The organism is Collinsella sp. AF05-9 (genome assembly GCF_003465595.1).
In the GTDB taxonomy this organism is placed as follows: domain Bacteria; phylum Actinomycetota; class Coriobacteriia; order Coriobacteriales; family Coriobacteriaceae; genus Collinsella.
Map to the genome: position 1 here is coordinate 15,096 of NZ_QSBB01000005.1, position 22,532 is coordinate 37,627.

Genomic DNA, 22,532 nt, shown 5'->3' on the forward strand with positions numbered 1-22,532 from the left:
GCAATATAGATCTGAATTAAAGATGGCGCGCGGCCTTTTAGGCCGCGCTTTTGTTTTGGTTCGCGCCATGTGGGGGTGATGGCGACGTGCATTTTTGCGAGTATTCTGCAACCGAAGGCCCCTGCATACCGACCCCGGGCAAAAAATCGGGATTTCTCGATGTTTTCTACGAATGACGGGCGGGGTTATGGGCTGACAGCGTTTGATTTGCAGGGATATTCGCGGTCTTTGGCATTTATCGTAGCGCCCGAAGCTCTTGGTTATGTTGAATACTCCTAAAAATGCACGGCGCTATGAGGGGGACCTTCGCGAAAAAGGAAACCGCCCCGTCGAAGTATGCGTTCGACGGGGCGGTTTATACATTTGGCCGATTAAGGATGCGCTGCCAAACTACTAGAACTTGACGGTCGGGGCCTGGCGGGCTGCTTCGGCGGCCTCGAAGCCCTGGCGCTCCTTAAACTGGAAGATGCCGGCAAAGATAACAGCCGGGAACGTCTGGATGGCGTTGTTGTAGCTGAGCACGCAGTCGTTGTAGCTCTGGCGTGCATAGCTAATCTTGTTCTCGGTATCCTCGAGCGATGCCTGCAGCTGCGTAAAGTTGGTGTTTGCCTTAAGATCGGGGTAGGCCTCGGCCACGGCAAAGAGCTGGCGCAGCGCACCGGTCAGCACGTTGTCGGCTTCCATCTTGGCCTCGGGCGTGGTGGCCTTGACGGCGGTGTTACGCGCACTGATCACGGCGGAAAGCGTCTCTTGCTCGTGCTTGGCGTAGCCCTTGACGGTCTCGACCAGGTTGGGGATCAGGTCGTTGCGGCGCTGCAGCTGCGTATCGATGTTCTGCCAGGCGTTGTCGATGCGGTTACGCTTGGTGACCATGTTGTTGTAGATGCCGGCGATGGCGCAGACAATCACAATGACAACAACGATGCCGATGATGACGGTAATCATGATGTCTCCGTTTCGAATGGCCGCGGCGGCATGCGCCAGCTGCCGTTGGTATAACGCTACTAGTATACCCGCAACGTTTTGCCGTGCCGAACTTTCCGGTAAGCGTTATGTTTTCGGTGAGGTTGGCACCGGGGCAAAGCGCGCGAGGTACAGGTGTAAGATATGCGACAGATTGACGAGTGTTGTCTTTGCCCTGAGGATGGCGATACGGATGGACCTTCGCATCAAGAAAACCTACCGTGCCCTGTTCGATGCCTTCACCGAGCTTCTCGAGGAGCATCGTTTTGAGGACCTGACGGTTGCCATGCTGTGCGACCGCGCCATGATTCGCCGCACGACGTTCTACAAGCACTTTCGCGACAAGAACGATTACTTTGCCTTTTATATCGATGAGCTCATGTCGAGCTTGCCGCAAAAACAGCCCGATGAGGCCGGCGCAGTGTCTGCCGAGGACGTGCGCGCGCTTCGGCATGCGATTTTGGACGATGCCATGGATTTGATTCTGGCGCACGAGCGGCTCATGGATAACATTTTGGCAAGCAGCATGTCGGGCATGTTGACCAACGTTATTTGCGACCGCATTGCCCGCTCTATCCGCGAGCGTGTGATGAACGTGCTTGCCGAGGATGCCCTGGCCCCCGTGTCGCTCGAGACGACGTCTGAGTTTGTCGCCGGCGGTATTATTCGACTTTTCACGATATGGTGGGAATCGGGCCACGATCTTGAGCGTCGACCCGAGATGGCCGACGTGGTCGATGCACTGTTTGAGCGGACCATGACACCGGTGCATCACTAGAAGTGGCGGAGAGAGGGGGATTCGAACCCCCGGAACGCTTTCGCGCTCAACGGTTTTCAAGACCGCCGCATTCAACCGCTCTGCCATCTCTCCGTGAGTCGTAATGATAGCATCGTTTTGAATTTGCAACAGGGAAGGCGAACGATGACGATCACCGAAATCGACGAGAAGTTCATGCGCGAGGCGTTGGCGGAGGCGCGAGCCGCCGCGGCGGTGGGCGAGGTGCCCATCGGAGCCGTAGTGGTGCGCGCGGGTGAGATCGTCGCGAGGGCGCACAATCGGCGCGAGCTCGACCAGGACCCTTCGGCTCATGCCGAGTTTGCGGCCCTGTGCGCTGCCGCTCGGTCGCTCGGTCGCTGGCGCCTTTCCGACTGTACGGTCTACGTGACGCTTGAACCCTGCTGCATGTGTGCGGGGCTTATGGTCAACGCGCGCGTGGGGCGCTGCGTGTATGGCGCGAGCGATGCCAAGGCGGGCGCGTTGGGATCCCTATACGATTTGAATGCCGACCCGCGCCTGAATCATCGGTTTAATGTGACCGCCGGCGTGCTGGCAGACGAGTGTCGTGAGGTGTTGAGCAGCTATTTTAGTGGGCTGCGTGGCACCGATGGTACTGGCTGCGGTTGTGGGGCCGATCTTGAGGCGCATGCCGCTCATGCCGAGGCGCTCGCGTGTACCGAAGATATTGCCGTTGAGGCGGTCGATTTTGGTGCCGCGTGCCGCCGGCCCCGCCGTGTGCTGCTGGCGATCGACTCCTTTAAGGGCAGCGTTTCGAGTGCGCAGGCGGAGGCGGCGGTTGCCGAGGGCATGCGCCGTGTGTGGTCCGATGCCGAGGTGTGCACATTGCCGCTGGCAGATGGTGGCGAGGGAACGCTCGACGCCATCGCCGCATGCGGTGGCGAGCTTGTGACCTGCGAGGTCGCAGGCCCCTTGGGCGAGCGTGTGCCTGCCCGGATGCTGGTTGATGTCGAGCGCGAGTCAGCGGTCATCGAGATGGCCGAGGCGGCCGGCATTGGGTATTCGCCTTGCACGGAGTTGTCGGCGCTGGCCGCTACAACCTATGGCGTGGGCGAGCTCATGCTTCGCGCGGTTCGCACGGGCGCAAAGACACTCTATATTGGTCTGGGCGGCAGTGCTACCAACGATGGTGGCGCCGGTATGCTGCAGGCGCTGGGCGCGCGCGTGGTCGATGAGTGTGGCTGCAATATCGCCCCCGGTCTTGCGGGTCTCGAACACGTGGTGAGTATCGATTTGGCGCCAGCGCTTCGGGCGCTGAACGGCGCGCGTGTCGTGGCGCTTTCGGATGTAGAGAATCCGCTCGTGGGACGCCGAGGCGCTCTGGCGGTGTTCGGTGGGCAGAAGGGCCTGCCGACAGATGACGCCGAGGCGCTTCACAAGTGCGACAGCTGGATGGTCGGCTACGGCCGCCTGCTCGATACGGCGATTGCTAGGGCGCGGGCTCAGGGGTTGTTGCGCACACCCGAGGGCGCACGGACATTTGGCTCGGTGCTCGGCGTGCCCGGCGCCGGTGCCGCTGGCGGTCTGGGCGCCGCGCTGCTAGCGCTCGGTGCAGAGCTACATTCGGGCGTGGAGACGGTGCTTGATCTGATTGGGTTTGACGAGCGCGTGCGGGATGTCGATCTGGTCATAACGGGCGAGGGCAATATGGACGAGCAATCCGCCGCCGGCAAAGCGCCGGTGGGTGTGGCCCGCCGTGCCAAGCGCTATGGCAAGCCGGTGGTCGCCGTCGTGGGCGGTCGCGCTGACAACCTGGATGCGGTGTATGAGCAGGGCGTCGACCTGGTTTTGACGATCTGCCGCAAGCCCATGGGCCTTGAGCTGGCGCTCGATCCCCAAGAAGCCATAACCAACCTTATCTGCGCCGGCGAGTCTGCCGCTCGATCCTACGACCTCGCCCGCCTCTAAAACCCATCCCCTCGATAAGTTGCGGTGAAATACGGAGTGTTTTTGCCTTTAAGGTGCCAATTCAGTCCGTATTCCACCGTAACTTCGTGAATGGTCATCCGAGGCTGGTCGACATGGGTTTCGAGTCGGACCGTTTGCCACGAAACACGGCTATCTACTACGTTTAACCGACCACCCTCGACTATCTCGGAATTTGCAAAAATGAAACCGCAGGTAGAGAGCTTGCCGATTTCCGAAAAAGTCGGCTATGGTCGACCCCTGCGACCAAAACGTAGTAGATGGGGCCTTTTCGTGGCGCAGCACCAGATCAGTCTTTTTGGGACGGGGCTTTCTTGGCTACTTTCGTCACCCTGATGTCCCCAGTCAAAAAGTAGTCAAAAAAGCCCCGTCCCAAATTAGCTGTCTTGCCCCATCGGGCGGGAGCAGGTAAGATATATCGAGCGCCTAGCGCGTTCGATGGGTTCGGATGACGACATGTTCCGAATCTGGTCAGGTCCGGAAGGAAGCAGCCATAAGGAGCCTCTGTCGGGCATCCGAATCCATCGAGTGCGCAGGCGCTTTTTCGTGCCGCGGCTACCCGCGAGTGCCGGCAGGGTCACATTTATCTGATAATTGAATCCCTGGCGTTATGTCGCTCGCTGGCGTTGCCAAAACATCGGCTGCTACGTGCCTTGGGCGCTAGCGGCCGTTGCCCTTACATCTGTAACGAGTTGCTTACGCATCTTCAGGGTTCGCCGTACTATCATGAATCAGATTGAAGAGAGATGATGATAGGGAGCGCCTTTTTATGATTGAGCTGCTCAGGCGTTTTGGTGGTAAGTTTCGCCGATATATGGTGATCGGCCCTGCGTGCAAGTTGATCGAAGTGATCTTTGACCTGCTGACGCCGCTGGTGATTGCCCAGATGATCGATAAGGGCATTGGCTCGCACGACGTTAATGCCGTTATCCACTACGGCATGGTACTTGGCGCCATGGCTGTGATCGGCATCTCGTTTACGCTCGTCTGCCAAAAGATGGCGGCGCTCACCTCGCAGGGCATGGGTACCGATATCCGTGGTGCGCTCTACCAGCACATCAACAAGCTGAGCTATGCTGAGCTCGATCGCTTTGGCACGCCGTCGCTCATCACGCGCATTACCAACGACGTCAACCAGGTGCAGCTTGCCGTGGCGCTGGGCGTGCGCATGCTCATCCGCTGGCCTTTCCTGGCGGTGGGCTCCATGGTCGCGGCCCTTGCCATCGACCTTAAGCTTGGCGTGATTTTCTTGATTTGCACGCCCGCCATTGGCCTGGTGTTTTGGTTTGTCATGGCGCGCTGCATTCCGTACTACAGGCAGCTGCAGGCAAAGCTCGACCGCATCGCGCTTATTTGCCGCGAGGGGCTTTCGGGCGCCCGCGTGGTTCGTGCGTTTGTGCGCGAAGACCACGAGCGCGAGCGCTTTGCCCAGGCCGCCGACGACCAGGCCAATACCGCCATCGTGGTGGGCAAGCTTTCGTCGATTCTCAACCCCGTCACCTTTTTGGTGATGAACCTGGGCGTGTGCGCCATCCTGTGGGTGGGCGGCATCCAGGTCAACGTGGGCGAGCTCACGCAGGGTCAGGTCATGGCGTTTGTGAACTACATGACGCAGACCCTCACCTCCATCGTGTATGTCGCCAACCTGGTCGTGGTCTTTACCAAGGCGAGCGCCAGCGCGTCGCGCATCAACGAGGTGCTCAATTGCGAGCCGAGCATCACCGACGGGGACAACCAGCCGGTCGCGCTGCCCAAGCCGGGCAATGTCGCTCCAGTTCCTGCGCTGAGCTTGAGCCATGCGAGCTTCTCTTTTGGCGCGGGCGCGGCAAATGCCATCAACGGTGTGACGCTGGAACTCCCGCTGGGCAAGACGCTCGGCATTATCGGCGGTACGGGTAGCGGCAAGTCCACGCTCGTCTCGCTTATCCCGCGCCTGTACGATGCGGGCACCGGCAGCGTGAGCGTGATGGGCGCCGACGTGCGCGCCTGGCCGCTCGACCAGCTGCGCCATGTGGTCGCAACCGTTCCGCAGCGTGCGTCGCTGGTGAGTGGCACCATCCGCAGTAACCTGACCTGGCGCGACGAGGCGGCGACCGACGATGAGCTCTGGGCGGCGCTCGATATGGCGCAGGCCAGCGAGTTTGTGCGCAACAAGCCGCAGGGGCTCGACGCCCCGGTCGAGGCGGGCGGCAAGAACTTTAGCGGTGGTCAGCGCCAGCGCCTGACCATCGCGCGTGCCCTGGTGGGCTCGCCCCAGATTCTGATCATGGACGACTCCGCCTCGGCGCTCGACTTTAAGACCGACACGGCGCTTCGCCATGCCATCCGCGAGCGCAGCGTGCGCGGTGCCGCCGAGGGCGGGCTGCCGCTGACAACCGTCATCGTGAGCCAGCGCGTATCGACCGTGCACGACGCCGACATGATCTGCGTACTCGACCACGGCTCGGTCGCGGGCCTGGGCACGCATGACGAGTTGTATGCAAGCTGCCAACTCTATCGTGAGATTTGCCAGTCGCAGCTGCGCCGCGAGGAGCTCGAGGGCCAGCAGGGGAGCACGACGCCCACGCCCACCCCAAGACCCGCGTCCGCTCCGACCGTCCCCGCATCTGTCTGCGCAAAGGAGGGCTGCTAAATGAATCCGTACACTTCCTCCGGTTCGGTCGCCACGATGGCGGCAAACGTGTCCGGTAACGATAACCTCAACGACCTGGGTGACGGCCCACGCCAGCCCGGCGATCCCGAGCGCTATCCCGTGGGCGCGGTGACCCGCCGCCTGATGGGTTATGTTCGCCCGCACCGCGTCTCGTTTGCGGCGTCGTTTGTGAGTGCCGCCATCTCCGTTATCTTGCAGCTCTACACACCTATTCTCATTGGCGAGGGCATCGACCTGATTGTTGCCGCGAGCCAGGTGGATTTCGATGCACTGCTGCCGCTCGTCACCAAACTCGCGCTCGTTGTGGTGGGAGCCGCGGCCTTCCAGTGGCTGCAGGGCTATTGCGTCAACCGCCTGTCCTACGAGACGGTGCGCGACATGCGGGTGGAGGCAAGCGACAAGCTCAGCCGTATGCCGCTCAGCTTTATCGACAGCCACGCCCACGGCGACCTTATGAGCCGCGTGGTCAACGACGTCGATCAGGTGGGCGACGGTCTGCTGCAGGGCTTCACGCAGCTCTTCACCGGTGTTATTACCATCGTGGGCACGCTCGCGTTTATGCTCTCCATCAACCTGACCATGACGCTCGTGGTGGTGCTCGTCACGCCGCTTTCCATTTTTGCAGCCGGTGCTATTGCCAAGCTCTCCAACAAAAGCTTTACGGCACAGCAGCGTATTCAAGGGCAGCTCGGTGGTCATATCGAGGAGTACGTAGGCGAGCAAAAGCTTGTCGACGCCTTTGCCTATGGTCCCAACGCCCAGCAGCGCTTCGATGCCCTCAACGCTGAGCTCTACACCGCGGGCGAGCGTGCGCAGTTTATGGGTTCGCTCTCCAACCCCGGCACGCGCTTTATCAATAACATCATCTATGCCGTGGTCGCTGTGATCGGCTGCGTGGGCGTGATCACGGGCGTGCCCGCGGCGCTTACGGTGGGCGGCGTGCAGATTTTCCTGTCCTATGCCAACCAGTACACCAAGCCGTTCAACGAGGTCACCAACGTCATTACGCAGATCCAGACCGCGTACGCCTCGGCGCGCCGCATGTTTGCGCTGCTCGATGCGCGCGAGCAGGAGCCCGATGCGACGGATGCCGCGGAGCTTGCCGCCCCGAAGGGCGAGGTCGCCTTTGAACATGTGGACTTTAGCTACGTTCACGACCGCAAGCTGCTGCAGGACATTTGCATCGAGGCCAAGCCCGGCATGCGCTTTGCCCTCGTTGGTCCCACGGGCTGCGGCAAGACGACGCTCATCAATTTGCTGCTGCGCTTTTACGATATCGATGCCGGTCGCATTGCGGTCGATGGCCGGTCTTCGCGTGACTACACGCGCGCAAGCCTGCGCCGCGCCTTTGGCATGGTGCTGCAGGACACCTGGCTGTTCGAGGGCACGGTGGCCGAAAACATTGCCTACGGTTGCCCGGATGCCACGCGCGAGCAGGTTATCGAGGCTGCCAAGCGCGCGCATGCGCACAAGTTTATCGTGCAGCTGCCAGGCGGCTACGATACGGTAATCGGCGAGGACGGCGGCACGTTTAGCCAGGGTCAAAAACAACTGCTGTGCATCGCGCGCGTCATGCTCACCGACCCGGCGATCTTGCTGCTGGACGAGGCGACCTCGAGCATCGATACCCGCACCGAGCTGCAGGTTCAGGCGGCATTCGACGAGCTCATGGCAGGTCGCACAAGCTTTGTCGTGGCGCACCGCCTGAGCACCATCCGCAACGCCGACTGCATTCTGGTGATGCGCGACGGCGAGATTATCGAGCGCGGCACGCACGACGAGCTGCTAGCGGCAGGCGGCTTCTATGCCGAGCTCTACCGCAGCCAATTCGCCCAGTAGGGAATACCGATTAGCGGCAGATGGTTTACATCTGCGCCGTTAGTACTAAGATATGCTTCTAACAAATTGCATTAATGGCTCGAGTTTCGGGGGAAACGAGGCAACGTGACTATGACATGCTCTATGGTGGTCAACAGCAAGAGCGGTAATACCAGGATGGTTACGGGGGCGATCAAGCGCGCTCTGCAGGCTGCGGGCGTTGAGTTTGTCCACGCCGCGGCGTTGAGCGACGATGCGGACGCAGATCAGGTTGCGCTCGAGGCGCAGGGCGCCTGCGCGGCCGACACGGTGCTCGTCGGTTTTTGGTGCGACAAGGGCGCGTGCACGCCTTCGGTCGCGGCGTTGCTCTCCGCCTTGCACGGTAAGCGCGTCTTCCTGTTTGGCACCTGCGGCTTTGGTGCCGACCAGAGCTATTATCAGCAGATTATCGATCGCGTGACCTCCAATTTGGCCAATGATGCCGAGCTTGTAGGCTGGGCGATGTGCCAGGGCAAGATGGGTCCCGCGGTTAAGCAGCGCTACGAGGCAATGCTCGAGCAAGATCCCGAAAACGCCCGATTTAAGATGCTGCTCGACAACTGGGTTGCCGCGAAGGACCATCCCACCAAGGAAGATATGGATAACATGGCTGCAGCCGCAAAAAAGGCCGTTTTGGGCGAATAACTTCGCCGCTTGCGGTGCCGCGCGTTCAATCGTACAAACGTGAAAGCCTCGAGATTCTCGGGGCTTTTTTCATGACACGAGGGCGCCCCTTTATTGATGGAAGGCCTAATAAGCTGATTGTTCTATGCCCGGATGTGTGCGGAGTGGGATGGGATTTCCGGATGGGTGGGGTTGCGGAAGCTGCGTCCCGGAATTTGCCTTTGGAATGGGATGCGGTTTCCCGGTGAAGGGCTCTGTGGAAACTACATCCCAGCATTCGGTCGAGAAATGGGATGTAGTTTCCGGTTGAGGGTCTTGGCGGAAAGTGCGACCCGGAATTTGTGATCGAAGCGGGATACGGCTTCCCAACGGGGCCACAAGCGGAAGCCGCATCCCACTCCGGACGGGAATTCTGGGACACGGTTTTCAGAGGGTTATGGGCTGCGAACTACATGAGGTTGTCATAAAAACTCTAGTAAAAGGGGTCGGAAATAAATGGCGCTTCCAGCAGTTTGTTTTAATGTGGGGGGGGGTACCATTATTTTAGTTTCGCAAAAAAATGATCCCTCTATGGGGAAGTTGCGTAGGGGGTTAGTCACAGATATTGGATAAAACAGACTAATTTGGTGATAAATGACCACTTACGCCAAAATAGGTAGCATTTAGCGACAAAACATTGAAAAATGTGTAGCACATCGCTATGTTTTTATTACGAAAAGATTCCAAATTGGCTTATTTCGGACTCACTTTTCAAGCGCCTTGCGGTTCCTGTTGAAACTTGCTGACCTTTGGATGGGTCGAATAGGTCCTCAAGGGGGATGAATTATCACTTTGGCTGCGCGTAGACTCAAACGATTTATTGCACTTTTGAGTAGCTTGGCGTTCGCGCTTGTCATAGCCCTTGCCGTTGTTTCTTTTGTGCCTCGCGCATTTGGATACATGCCCTTTGCTGTGCTTTCGGGCTCTATGGAACCCGATCTTCCCGTTGGCTCCATGGTGTTTGTCCGCCAGGTTGAGCCAACGGATATTACCGTGGGCGACAATGCAACCTTTTACCGATCGGACGGCGCCGTGGTGACGCACCAGGTGTACGAGATCGACCCTGCCGCGCAGACGATCGGCACGCAGGGAATCGCAAACAAAAATGCAGATGGAACCATCATGCACGATGCCGAGCAGACGCCTTTTTCACGCGTGATCGGCACTGTCTCTTTTTGTGTCCCTTACCTGGGCTTCGTTAACGCATATTGCACGACGATGCCCGGTTTGCTTGTTGTGGTGGCCGTTCTGGCGCTGCTGGTCGCGGCGTCGATAGTGCTCGATCGGGTGGTTCCCGACGAGCCTGCGGGCAAGCATGCCCGCGCGCATGCGAGGGAGCGGCGTTCATAGCGGCAGGGGAGAGGTGTCGGCAACGGCAAGGGCCGTTGCCGGGGAAGTCGATTTTCGAAAGGAAGAGAACGATGGAAAACAAGAAGAAAAAGCGCTACGGCATCATTGCCGCCCTGCTGCTGTTGGTGATGGCCGCCGGTGTGGGTACCTATGCATGGCTGACGGCGCAGGAGCACATTGACAACGTGTTCACGGTGGGTAGCTTTGGCCACCCGGAAAACAAGCCTGATCCGACCGATCCCGAGAAACCGGACCCCGATAATCCGAACACTGAAAAGGCCTACCTGTTCGAGACCCAGTGGGTTGCCAACTCCAAGATGGTTCCTGGCGCCACTGTGGCCAAGAACCCCAATGTCGGCATCAAGGCTGGCTCTGATGATGCATACGTATTCATTTACGTAAAGAATGCCATCGTCAAGCCTGGCACCAGCCTTGAAAAGACCCCGTACTTTACGCTCAAAAATACGAATTGGAAGCCCGTTGAGGGTCAAGTCAAGACCAACCAATCTGACAACTCTGGCAACCAGTACGTGAGCGGTCTGTTTATGTACTCCAAGAACTCTGCCGCAGAGAACCTGCCTGCAAAGCTCGAAGCCAACAAAGCAGAGCAGGACGTTTATACCGATGAGCTTTTCACTGCCGTGACGATTCCCTCTGCCATGAACAACACCGATGTTGTCGAGACTACTACTGACCCGAAACAGGCTCCCACGATGACGGTCTCTGCCTACATCTTTGGCGCGGGCCAGAATGGCACCGAGCAGGGTGAAAATGCTGACGCGCAGAATGCCCTTAAGCAGGCCAAGGAATGGGCTAAGACTCAGGCTCAGGCTTAATCCCCCCACTGAGATCCCGGCCCGCCCCCACCCCTATATTCGGGCTGGGATCTCGGTCCCCCTTTTTATCGACGATTGGCGAACGTAATGCTCAACAATCTTTCCGACAATCAGAAACGCACCTTGGCGCTTGCCGCGATTGCGCTGTTGGCCCTGGCGTGCATGTGTGGCACGCTGGCTTTTACCGTTGATATGGTTCCGGCGAACAACGTCCTATCGTTTGGCAGCGTGAAGGTACGAGTCTGCGAATACACCCTCAACGAGCGGGGCGAGGAGATTCCGTTTGAGGCCAACGAGCGCGGGGACTATCCCGACACCAAGGCCGGGGGCTCTGACATCAGCCGCATTGTACGCGTGGAGAACGCCGGCGCGCAGCCTGAGTACGTTCGCGCTCGTCTACGCATGACGTCAGTGGCACCCGACGGTTCGAGTGCGGATGCCTCGGGCAGCGTTGCGTTTCATGTGAACGCGGACGAGGGGTCCCCGTGGATCGACGGCGGCGATGGGTGGTACTACTACCGTGGATTGGCCGGGCGTGGCGGCATGCTCGACCCCGGCGCCATGACGGAAAGCCTTATGGACTCGCTGCGATTTGTGGGCGACTACCACGATGCCGCGCGCGGCGGCTCATTCAAGCTCGATATCGATGTTCAGGCCGTGCAGGCCAAAAACCAGCAGACAAGCGATACCGCCCTCGACGTACTTGACGTTGTGGGTTGGCCGGAGGCGAACTAGCCTATGAAGATCAAGAATATGAACCGGGGTATGCTTAGCAGGCTGGTTGCCGTCGCAGCGATTGCCCTTTGCTGCGTTATGGCGCTGCCAACGGTGGTGCATGCCGAGGATGTGCCCGAGGCCAAAATCGAATTCCACATCAAAAACGAGGCTGACTTTTTGTCGTGTGTGGCGCTGTCGCGCGAGCGCGATACGTCCGGCTGGCACGTTTATCTCGATAACGACATTGAGCTCGACAGCGACGACATGAAAACCATCGTTGCAGACACCGTTAAGCATCTGTCGTTTGGCAACAAGGAGCATCCGTTTAAGGGCGTGTTCGATGGTCAAAACCACGCCGTTGAGGGCCTGAACTACGATAAAGACGCTTTTGACCCCGAGCGCGATACGGGATTTTTTGCCGAGACCAACGGCGCCACCATCAAAAACTTCCTGGTCAAGGACGCCAACGTGTGGGCGGACTTCCGCGGTGGCATTATCGTGGGCAAGGCCGTCAAAACGCGTTTCGAAAACGTTATGGTCATGGAGAGCACGCTGCACGTGACCTGCGCCAACAATGCTCTCAACCTCATTACCAACGCAGGCTTTGAGGGCGGTCTCATCGCCGGCGAGCTCGACGGCTGTACCCTCTATAACTGCGAGGTACGTGGTGGCCGCGCCGTTAACAACACGACCTCGGGCGTGCAGGCGCTCGGCGGTGAGGGTCTGTATATGGCGGCGTTTGCCGGCTACGTTACAAATTCGACGATTGAGTACTGCCGCGTTACGCCTACGCGCAAAGATGATGGCTCGATTGGCATGACCGACGTCACCAATAAGTACGACGTGGCCATTGGCGCCCTGGGCGGCAACAACGTGTACGCCTCGGGTTTTGTGGGCTGCATGGCGGGCGAGGCCAAGATTATCGACTGCTTCTCGACGGCGCAGTGCTACAGCTATGCCGCGTCATATGTGGGCGTCGTCGCCGTGACGCGTGCGTGGACGGGTGGCTTGGCGGGTCGTATTCTAACCGAAAAGGGCAACGAGCTCGTTCGAAGCCATTTTGCGGGTGACTTGAGCTCGCGTCAGTACAATCCCATCGCCGTGATCCCCATCATTCAAAACGATGTGAACCTGGGCGGTATTGCCGCGCGTGCCAACAAGGATGATGCCACGGTCACCGAGTGCTACTTTAAGCCGAGCGTGAGCCTAAAAGGCAGCAGCCAGGGTACCGCGGCTAAGAAAAAGATCCCCTCTTTTGGCGGCGACGGTACCACTAAGGGCGACGGCTATGGCCCGTGGGACGACGAGCGCTATACCACGCGTGAGCTGTGGGAAGAGCACGACTACGATTTTTGTGCCGGTACCATGCGCTCGACTGCTAACGACGGGGCTCTGGGTGGCACGCACGCCAATGAGTGGGCGATGGACTACAAGCTAAATATTCCCGTGCATGGCCAAAGCGTTAAGGCGACGACCGATTTCCCCGGCGCGGGTACCGCGACAATTGCGGCAACCAAACTCGGTATTGATCAAGCGACCTCGGATCCGTACACCTTTGCCGTGAGTGCTGTGCTGGCGGGAACGGCCCAGGGCTTGGCCCAGGGCGATACGTCGGTTACGTTTAAGCAGGATACCTCCGCGAAGCCTGAAGGTTTGACCGAGGCCAACGAAGGCTATCGCTTCATGGGCTGGTTCCGCGAGTCCGGAGTCAATGTGAACCGTATCGATGCCGATAACGCCTGGTTTAACGGCAAGACCGATGCCGATGCCGTTAAGGCTGGCAAGCAGGTCCAGAAGAACGAAGCGCACGAGATAACGTCGACCTATACCGCCGATAACGCGAAGGGGGCCGAGGCCTTTAAGGGCAACGACCTGTTTATTGCTTCGTACGAGGCGCAGGTACTGTTCTATAACGTCAAGGGCGAGACGCTCGCGTGGCAGAGCGGCGAGGAGCACGACAAGTCGACGGACTGGTACCGCTATGGCGTCGGTTTAACGCCGGCTGCCCCTGCGGACCGCGGCACTCTTTCCGCCAGCGCCACCTTTATCGGTTGGACGACGCAGCCGAGTGGCGAGGCCGGGATGCATGGCGGTTACGCGGCCATCACCTCGCCTAAGCTTGCCGAGCTAAAAAACGCCGGTGCGTTCTATCCTGCCGGCACCGAGATCACTGTGCTTGGTCCTACCGATTTTTATCCGGTGTACACCGACTATGTGTCGAACATCATGACGGTGTTTGAGGGCAATGAGCAGGATGCAACCGACGATCAGACTCGGCGCGACGGTGTGGGCAAAACTGACGTTAAGGTTGAGACTGCCGAGGATGGCACAAGCGCGTATACCGTACGGGTGCTCGACGTATCCGGTAAAGCTATATCCGAGGAGGGCCAGCTGCCCGACGGCTATCGTTTCCTGGGTTGGTATGAAAACAAGGGAACCGAGGATGCCCCGCTCGAGGTGCGCGTAAGCCGCGACCCCAGCTATACGCTCCCCGCCGATGTCGATTTAACCGCGCCGCATACCTACATCGCCCGCTTTGAGTACCGAGTGGATTATTACGTTCGGGCTTATACCAACCATGAGTTTACGGACAGCAAGCTACTTTGTTCCGTTTGGAATCGCTATCAAACGCCCTTTGAGGAAAACGTCGGTAGTACCTTCGTGCGTGAAAACGTCGTCCACTGGGGCCCGGAGCATGTTGACCACGGTATAAAGGATAGTTATGAAACGTGTGGCACGCGCTTCACGAAGGAAACCCTTGTCGTGAGTCCCCTTAACGCGTACTCGCACAACGTTAAAAACGATACGGGAGCCGATACTCTAAAAAACCTCTATGCCGATACCGATTTTCCAGGCGCTGCAACGCTAAGCGATACTTGGACTTCGGCTTCGCTGAACGTAACGGTCAAACCGGTGAATGATCGCTATCGCCTGAATTTCTGGACGCTTGAGCGCGATGGTGAATATTGGACATATGTGAAAAATCCCATCGAGAGCATGGTGCGTACAGATAAGAAGTACTACGTTCGCGCGATGATTACCACGGACGTTAATTTCTACAACAAGGGCGATAATGTCGTGAGGACTGCCACGCGGCGCTATGAGAGTAACTTGCTGCAGACCAAGGTGAACGGGGCGGATCCGACGTTCACGTATTACTACCCGCATGTTAATAAGTCGGTTAAAGTGGCCGAAAAGCCAGAAGATGGTGAGAAGGGATCGTATGAGAGCCCCCTGACCCTCGAAGCTTCCCCGACCGATGCCGACATGGCCGTGCCGGGCTATAAGTTCCTGGGCTGGATTTCGACCGCCGAGGTTCAGAAGGATTCTGACGTCTGGAAGTATATCTACGACGTCGCCGGCGACTCCTATGTGACGAGTGATCCGGATAAGGCAGAGCCGTATCTGGCGACCGACGAGTCCAAGGTCACCCAGTGGCAGGATGCCTATCCCGTCTACGCAAAGTACGACGTCAGCTACACCACCAACCTGCATCGCGCAGGTTTTGAGGGTACGGACAAGGTCAATGTGCCTAGCTACAACATCGCTCCCGTTATCAACGCGGACACCAATCCTGCTACGGCAACGGTGACCCCTGACGTTACGACGCCGGTTTATAAAGCAGGCGGTGAGCTGTATAAGTTGCAGAAGGTTGAGATCGAGCTTCCGAACGGCGAGATCAAGACGCTTCCCTACGATGTGGAGCATGGTACTTGCTCTTATCCGGTGGAACCTGGCGGAGCCTATACATTCGTGGCGTACTATTCGCCGTTGGCGGTTGTGTACCATCTCAATGCCAGGGATGTGGACGGTAAGGTAGCCCAGCAGGGCGATTCTCTCGGCAGCCTTAAGGACGGCATCCCGCTGCCAACGTATAACGTCGGCGATATCGATGCTGCAACAAACGCATACAATGCCTTCGTGGGCTGGACGGAAACTAAGCCGGTAGCTGGCAACGGTTATGTCGTTTGGTCGGACGACGTTTCCATGGTGAATAAAAGCACCGTGGTCAAGGCCCCCATGGAGTTGTATCCGGTCTACCGCGCCAGCGCGGTGCGTGTTCAATCGAATATCGATGCCAATCTGGATGACCCCGGTTCTGTGCGTTATCTTTCGCGGACCGACTCTGGTGATCAAATTTCGCTGGAGGTAAAAGCTGCAACTGAGGTTGTCGGCAAGGATGGCACCAAGTACGACTTTGTCTGCTGGTCGCGTGACTATGAATCCGATAACAAGTACACCCTGATGACCGGTGACGACAAGTATCCCCTCGAGGGCAATGAGCCCTTTAAGAGCGCGATGTACACTGCGGTGTACAAGATTGCGCCGCATAAGGTGCGCTATCACGGTGTCGACGGGTCGGTTCTCTTTACGGCGACGGTCGACTCGGGCGACGAGCGTGCGCAGGACGGCAAGTCCGGCTTCGTCTATACGGTTGATGTTCCCAAAATGGATGAGAACGGCCGCCCCGTCTATGACAACAGCGGGAATCCCATGATGGAGCAAAAGTCCGTGGCATACGACCCGGACGCCCATTCCAAGATCGTCGCGCTGCTCGATGAGCGTGCGGCCGCCAATGGCGATATGCGTGAGCTCTTCTTGGAGTGGCGATATGTGGGCGCCGATGGTGATACGAAGCCTTGGGATGTGTTTAAGGACGAGCCAATTAAGGGCGACATGGACCTGTATCCCGTTACATATCGCGTGGTTGCCAAAGATACGTCTGATCCCGCGAAGTCCGAAACCATGACCGCCCAGCTTAAGTGGCTGCTCGATCCCGCCGCCGCCAACACCGTCGATGACAGTGCCGACAAGGCGCCGTTTAAGGTCTGCTTTGCCAAGCCGTTTATGGGAACGCGGCTGACCGTTACGGTAATGCGGGCAAGCTACGGGCCTGGTACAGAGGGTGTTTCTGTGGCGGAAGAGCCCGTAAACGGCAAGTTTGTCTCGCTCTACAGCCTTGGTTCGGGTGACGGCTCGTTCGACCTGGCCAACCGTCTGGAGTCCAAGAAGACGGGCGAGGGCGATCAGGGCCCCGGCAAAGCCGTGTTCAACTTTGCCCAGACTCATGCGCTGACGATCGTTAAAAAGACGACCGATGCCAGCGCTATGGGGCAAACGTTCCGCTTTAAGGTAACGCGAAAGATGTCGCAGGATTCTCCTGCCGAGACGCGCATGGTCGAGGTGAAAGTTAGCGAGCAGCGCGACGAAAACGGTGAAACTTGCTATGTCGGCAGCGTGCAGTTCGCCGCTCCGGCTGGCATCTATACCGTCGAGGAAGATACGGCTTGGGCATGGCGCTACCAGGGTGAGCTGAGCACGCCGGGCAAGGCGCCCGGTAAAACTGCCGAGCTGACGATTTCGTCTGCATCGAGCGCGAACGATGCCACGTTCACCTGCACGAACACGCGTGTGAACGACAAATGGATCGACGGCAGCGATCGTGCCCATAACGTTTGGAGCAACGGCAACGTAGCAAAGAAGGAGGATTAGCATGTCCAAGCGCAAGCGCATCATCGCCTTGCTGGTGGGGGTTATCCTCCTGGCCGGTACGGCAGGCACGTTGGCCTGGCTTTCGGTTACGGGCGTGCTGGTCAACCAGTTCGGCATCGGATCGGTGACGCCATCGGTTCAGGAAACGCTCAACGGCAAAGTGAAAAGCGATGTCAAGGCGAAGAACACGGGTACTGCGCCCGCCTATATTCGTGCTGCAGTGGATATCTACTGGCAGGACCAGGATGGCGCACGCCTGTGGGATGAGCCAGTTGCCGGCACCGACTACGTCATTGACTGGGGCAGTGTGTCCAAGGCATCTGCTTCCAACACCGCCTCGTCTTGGGTTGTCGCGTCCGACGGGTACTACTACTGGACGTCTCCCGTTGCTCCGATGGGCAAAACCGATGTGCTCATCAAGAGCGTGACTGAGCAGAAGGCAGATGGGAAGAACCTGGTCGTTGACATTTCGACCCAAGCAATTCAATCCACGCCCGACGATGCAGTTGCAGAGGCATGGGGCTGTACAGTCAAGGATGGCGTGCTGGTGCCGCCGCATGGAGGTGCGTAGGTATGGCTTCTCCGATTCGTAAAGACGTTGTGTGTTCCTTGCGCTGCGTGATGGCGGCAATCGTCTGCCTTATCGCGCTTGCCGTTCCTGCACGTGCGTTTGCTGACGTTCCCACGATTGCCTATGACGGAAATGCACGCCAGCTAACGGTATCGGGAGCGACGGACTCCTCGGGGGAGCCCGATCTGTTTCCAGCCTTTAAAGATCTAATGCCCGGCGATGTACGCGAGCAACAGATTGGGGTTCGTACCACGGGTGTAAAGTCCCAGGTACGTGTGTTTGTGCGGGCTGTTGTCGATCACGAGACGGCACATCTGCTATCGCCCATCACCTTAACGGCGACTGTGGGCGATGCCTCTGCAGGTTGGCTCCAGACAGGAACACCGGGCAGCGTGTTCGCCTATCCCACGCAAATCGCCACGTTTACGAGCGATGACAGCACGGTGCTTAATCTGCAGCTAAGCGTTCCGACGTCGGTGGGCAACGAGCTTGCCGACGCAAACAAGACCATTCGCTGGGAGATTACCGCCGAGGACGATGGCGAGAAGATTCCCGTGCAGTCTGCTGACAGCAAGAAGCCCGGCTTGCTTGGTCTGGCGGCAACGGGCGACAACACGCTCACGTTGCTTTTAGTTTTGCTAACTCTTGCCAGCATCGCTTTTATAGCCGCGCTACTTTTGTCCCGGAGGGATAAGTACTAGGTCCATCTTCTAAACGCAACGCCCTCCCGGGCGGCTGGCACGAAGTTCCCTGCTCTACAGTCCTGCGCAAGACGAAGGCCACATTAAGTGGCCTTCTTTGCGTGCGGAACTCGCGATGAACTTCGAGCCCGCCGCTCGGGAGGGTGTCTCTTTATTGATAGAAGGCCTAATAAGCTGATGATTTTATGCCTGGATGTATTCGGAGTGGGACGGGCTTTCCGGATGGGCGGTGTTTCGGAAAGTGTGTCCCAGAATCGGCGCTCAGAGTGGTCCCCACTTTCCGGTTGATGTCTTGTCCGGAAACTATGTCCCGGAATTAAGGCTTGGAATGGGATGCACTTTCCGGTTGAGAGCCTTAGCGGAAAGTGCGACCCGGAATTTACTCTTGAAGTGGGATGCGCTTTCCCAACAGGCCCTCAAGCGGAAACTGCGTCCCATTCCGAAGGCAGATTCCGGGACACACTTTCCGAATACAAAGAAGGCCACTTAATGTGGCCTTCGTCTTGCGCAGGACTGTCCGAGCAGGGAACCTTACGTTCCGCGCCGCCGGGCAGACGAACCAGTTAAGACGTGTCGCTATTTGATCTTGGTCGTGCCCGGCGCCAGGTTGGGGTCGGTCTCGTTGGCCTCGGTCTGGAAGTGCTCGGTGTAGACGTTCTTGCCGTCGCGGAACATCTCGTAGTACTGCATCTTGGCGTAATCCTCGCGCGCCTTGGTGGCGGCTGCGGCAGCGGCGTCGTCACCGGTGACGTTGGAGGAAAGCGCCCAACGCAGGCTGGCGTCCTCGTAGCCGACGGAGTTGATGGCGGGCAGCGACTCGCGCAGTGTCATATGCGCCTTCTGATAGTCGGAAAGCGGGGCGCCGATCAGCTGCATCAGCTGGGTGGACAGGTAGTTGGTGGACAGGTCGTCGACCTCACTCGTCTGGTCGCAACCGGCAACGTCGTAGTTAGCCCAGATGATGTAGTCAGTCTGCCACAGGCGTTCCTGGTGCGTGGCATCATCCTCGCCGGTAAACCACTTGTCGTTGAACTTGGACGGGAAGAACGGCTGGTGGTCGCCCCAGAACACCACGACAACCTTACGGTCGAGCTTGCTCAGGGCGTTGAGGAAGTAGCGAAGCGCCTGGTCGGACTGCTCGATGCACGAGACATACTCGTCGACATCGGAGAGCGTACCGTCCTCGACGGTCTTGGCGTCCAGGTCCGTCGTGTCGATGTTCAGGTGCATCTGCTTGTCGACCGGCAGCAGGCCCGTGTCGTAGCCCGAGTGGTTCTGCATGGTCACGTCGAAGATAAACTGCGGATCGGCGTTCTGATCGAGCAGCTCAAGGATCTTGTCGTAGGTTGCCTGGTCGGTCACCATGCCGCGCAGGGTGTCGGCTCCCTGGAAGTCGTTGATGGACAGGAACTGGTCAAAGCCAAAGTCCTTATAGACGTTCTCGCGGTTCCAGTTGGTCGCGTGGTTGGGGTGCATGGCCGTGGTGGAATATCCGAGCGACTTGAACTGCTCTGCCAGGTTCCCGGTCGTCTCCATGTTGTAGATGGTGTAGGGGTACACGCCCGAGCCCAGGTTAGCCATGGAGTTGCCGGTCATAAACTCAAACTCGGTATTGGCGGTACCGCCGCCGTAGGCGCTCACATAGAGCTTGCCGCGGCTGAGGCAGTTGGACAGGTTCTTAAAGTACTGCGGGCCCTCGTAGCCGGCGCGCATGTTCTGGTAGATGGACAGGTCCGAGAAGGTCTCGTTCATGATGGCGATAACCGTGGGCTTCTCGCTGTCGAATTGCTCCTTTGCGGCGGTGCGCTCGTCGCTCTTGGCGGCGTCGGACTTGTCGTAGGCCTTGGCGTACTTTTTGAGCGTGGCCTTGGCGTCATCGACAGAATAGTCGGCGGGTTTGGGCGGCTTGATGGACTGCGCTGCACTAATAAAGGCTGGCAGATAGCCCTCGCGCCAGTAGCTCTCGAGCGGGCGCCAGGTGTAGACGGTGATGCCGAGGGTGTTGTAGTAGTCGATGAGGGTGACGTGCGCGGTCACGCCGCCCAGGCACAGCACCGCCACGAGCAGGTTGGTGAGCAGCATGCGCTTGGCGTTGGCGGCGCCCTTCTGGCGATGCGGCGCGACCAGGCCGGCGTACTCGCACAGCAGCATGGCGATGGCGGTAAAGCTCATGGACAGCACGCAGAACAGCGAGATCGAGAAGGTGTAGCCGTTGCCGGCGACCGCGGCGGCGGTGGAGATGGCCGAAAGGTCGCCCGGCTGGATCGGCATGGATTTAAACGTGATGACGAAGAACTCGGCAATGCCCAGGACAAAGAGGGCAAAGGCCAGGACCGCGGGAGCTGCGCCGTGGCGCTGGAATAGGAAGAACAAGCCGGTCATGAGCACGGTGATGATGGCCCACTCGAGCAGGATGCACAGGGGGTAGACCCAGGTAAAGTCGTGGTTGGACGAGACCTCCAGGCCCAGCAGCGCAAAGACGCCGGCGAGCAACAGGCACAAGACGGCGGCGACGAGCGGTTTGCCCACAAAGGCGCCGCGCAGGCGGGCGAGCTTGCCGGTGGGGGCGGGCGCGTCGGGCTCGGCGAACGCAAAGACGCGCGGGGCGATGCGGTCGCGGGCGATGCTGGCCCAAGCGCATCCGGTGAGGATGGCATTGGTCAGGATGAGCATCACAAAGGCGAGCGGCTCGTTTTGGGCGACGAGGCCAATGGCGCCCCAAATGGTCAAAAAGAGCTGGAACAGGCCGAAGGCGACGCTCCACCCAAGAGCGCTTTTGGCAACGGTGCCCGACTTTGCGCAAATGGCCTTGGCCTCGCGCAAGACAAGGTAGACGGTCGCCGCAAGACCGACGAGCGAGATGGCGGCAGCGAACATGCTGAGACTCCTCACAAACTTAAAACCTACGAAAGCGGGGATTAACCCGATTGTTACCGAGATATGCGCAGCATTTGACGGCTGCGTACAACAACCAGCCATAATAACGCGCGAGTATGGCGGTGTTGCGCAATGGAGTGCCCACCTGCGCGATAATGGACGGGAATTACACGGAAACGTAAAGGCTTCTTAAAGAAATGGCGAGGGTAGGGCGATGAGCGAGCAGGTTTGCAAGGCGGACATGGGCGGCGACGGAGCTGCGGTCGTGGATACGTACGGCTATCCGGTCGAGACTACGGGCAACGCGGTACTGGACATTTTGGAGCACCGTTCGTCCACGCGCGCTTTTGCGCGCGATGACAGCGACCGTCCCGTGGCGGTGACCGACGAACAGCGGGCGGCGATTCTGCATGCGGCGAGTCGCGCGCCGTCGGCAGGCGCCATGATGATGTATTCCATCGTGAGCATTCGTGAGCAGGCTACGCTCGATCGTCTTGCCGACCTGTGCGACCACCAGCCCATGATCGCCAAGGCGCCCTGGGCACTCATATTTGTGGTCGACTATGCCAAGTGGATCGATCTGTTTGAGCACGTGGGCTGCTTTGAGCCCGAGTTTGTCGAGCGCACGGGCAAGGTGCCCCGCCGCGCGCCGGGTTTGGGCGACTTTGCCATCGCGGCGCAGGATGCCGTGATCGCTGCGCAAAACGCCGTGGTTGCCGCCGAGGCCCTGGGGCTGGGGAGCTGCTACATCGGTGATATCGTCGAGAATGCCGAGGAAGTCGCCGAGTTGCTGGACTTGCCTGCCTATACCATGCCGCTGTCGATGCTCATCATCGGCACGCCCCGCAAGGAGCGCCCGGCAATCGCGCATCCCGTGGTGAACCTGGTGCACGAGGAGCACTACTGCCGCGCCGATACCGCGACCATGGATGCGCAGGTGGCCGAGATGGACGCGATGTTTCGCCCGCACGCCCGCGAGGTGGGCGAGCGCGTCATCGACATCTACACCCGTAAGCACACGAGCCCCTTTATGGCCGAGATGAGCCGCTCTATGGAGTGGTGGTTCAAAAACTGGCTCGGAAAATGACGAATGTGACAAAGGGGGCGTCCCCTTGTCGCATTCCATATC

Annotated in this window: 14 protein-coding genes, 1 tRNA gene and 1 other RNA gene; 13 read left to right on the top strand and 3 right to left on the bottom strand. The window is 58.9% G+C overall.

Annotated elements, in window-relative coordinates; genetic code table 11:
* Nucleotides 1-393 precede the first annotated feature (393 nt).
* Nucleotides 394-945, bottom strand: coding sequence for a LemA family protein (locus DWV43_RS02685; RefSeq protein ID WP_082421874.1), 552 nt, complete (start codon nucleotides 943-945; stop codon nucleotides 394-396).
* A gap of 211 nt (nucleotides 946-1,156) precedes the next feature.
* Between DWV43_RS02685 and DWV43_RS02690 the strand changes: the two genes are divergently transcribed.
* Entirely contained in the window at nucleotides 1,157-1,741 is a 585-nt protein-coding gene (locus tag DWV43_RS02690) for a TetR/AcrR family transcriptional regulator (protein WP_158558641.1), read from the top strand.
* Between the two features lie 3 nt (nucleotides 1,742-1,744).
* Here DWV43_RS02690 and DWV43_RS02695 read toward each other — a convergent pair.
* A tRNA-Ser gene (locus tag DWV43_RS02695) sits at nucleotides 1,745-1,834 on the bottom strand.
* A 51-nt stretch (nucleotides 1,835-1,885) separates the two neighbouring features.
* Between DWV43_RS02695 and tadA the strand changes: the two genes are divergently transcribed.
* The 11 genes from tadA to DWV43_RS02750 all read left to right on the top strand — a co-directional run bounded on the left by tadA (nucleotide 1,886) and on the right by DWV43_RS02750 (nucleotide 18,526).
* Nucleotides 1,886-3,667, top strand: a complete 1,782-nt coding sequence (gene tadA, locus DWV43_RS02700; RefSeq protein ID WP_117817025.1) for a tRNA adenosine(34) deaminase TadA — start codon at nucleotides 1,886-1,888, stop codon at nucleotides 3,665-3,667.
* Between the two features lie 453 nt (nucleotides 3,668-4,120).
* Nucleotides 4,121-4,216, top strand: an RNA gene (ffs, locus tag DWV43_RS02705) — signal recognition particle sRNA small type.
* Nucleotides 4,217-4,454: 238 nt separating this feature from the next.
* A complete protein-coding gene (locus DWV43_RS02710; protein ID WP_117629833.1) occupies nucleotides 4,455-6,317 on the top strand; it encodes an ABC transporter ATP-binding protein in 1,863 nt (620 codons plus the stop codon).
* Nucleotides 6,318-8,177 carry an ABC transporter ATP-binding protein gene (locus DWV43_RS02715; protein WP_117629832.1) on the top strand — a complete coding sequence of 620 codons (1,860 nt, stop codon included), beginning with the start codon at nucleotides 6,318-6,320 and terminating at the stop codon, nucleotides 8,175-8,177. It begins immediately after the preceding gene.
* 111 nt (nucleotides 8,178-8,288) lie between these two features.
* Nucleotides 8,289-8,840, top strand: a complete 552-nt coding sequence (bilS, locus tag DWV43_RS02720) for a flavodoxin family protein BilS (protein ID WP_117629831.1) — start codon at nucleotides 8,289-8,291, stop codon at nucleotides 8,838-8,840.
* A gap of 846 nt (nucleotides 8,841-9,686) precedes the next feature.
* Nucleotides 9,687-10,208 (top strand): signal peptidase I, encoded by a 522-nt coding sequence (locus DWV43_RS02725; RefSeq protein WP_158571976.1) that lies wholly within the window; start codon nucleotides 9,687-9,689, stop codon nucleotides 10,206-10,208.
* 71 nt (nucleotides 10,209-10,279) lie between these two features.
* Complete coding sequence (locus tag DWV43_RS02730; RefSeq protein ID WP_117629829.1) at nucleotides 10,280-11,044, top strand: SipW-dependent-type signal peptide-containing protein; 765 nt, start codon at nucleotides 10,280-10,282, stop codon at nucleotides 11,042-11,044.
* Nucleotides 11,045-11,131: 87 nt separating this feature from the next.
* On the top strand, nucleotides 11,132-11,779 hold the full coding sequence (locus DWV43_RS02735; RefSeq protein WP_117629828.1) for a hypothetical protein: 648 nt from the start codon (nucleotides 11,132-11,134) through the stop codon (nucleotides 11,777-11,779).
* A 3-nt stretch (nucleotides 11,780-11,782) separates the two neighbouring features.
* Entirely contained in the window at nucleotides 11,783-17,254 is a 5,472-nt protein-coding gene (locus DWV43_RS02740; RefSeq protein WP_117817026.1) for a hypothetical protein, read from the top strand.
* Nucleotide 17,255: 1 nt separating this feature from the next.
* Nucleotides 17,256-17,825, top strand: a complete 570-nt coding sequence (locus tag DWV43_RS02745; RefSeq protein WP_117582958.1) for a hypothetical protein — start codon at nucleotides 17,256-17,258, stop codon at nucleotides 17,823-17,825.
* 2 nt (nucleotides 17,826-17,827) lie between these two features.
* Nucleotides 17,828-18,526, top strand: coding sequence for a hypothetical protein (locus DWV43_RS02750; protein ID WP_117582959.1), 699 nt, complete (start codon nucleotides 17,828-17,830; stop codon nucleotides 18,524-18,526).
* A 576-nt stretch (nucleotides 18,527-19,102) separates the two neighbouring features.
* On the opposite strand, the gene DWV43_RS02755 is transcribed toward DWV43_RS02750, so the two are convergent.
* Nucleotides 19,103-21,403, bottom strand: coding sequence for an LTA synthase family protein (locus DWV43_RS02755; RefSeq protein WP_117817027.1), 2,301 nt, complete (start codon nucleotides 21,401-21,403; stop codon nucleotides 19,103-19,105).
* Between the two features lie 214 nt (nucleotides 21,404-21,617).
* Here DWV43_RS02755 and DWV43_RS02760 point away from each other — a divergent pair, with 214 nt between their 5' ends.
* Nucleotides 21,618-22,490 (top strand): nitroreductase family protein, encoded by an 873-nt coding sequence (locus tag DWV43_RS02760; RefSeq protein WP_117817028.1) that lies wholly within the window; start codon nucleotides 21,618-21,620, stop codon nucleotides 22,488-22,490.
* Nucleotides 22,491-22,532: the final 42 nt, after the last annotated feature.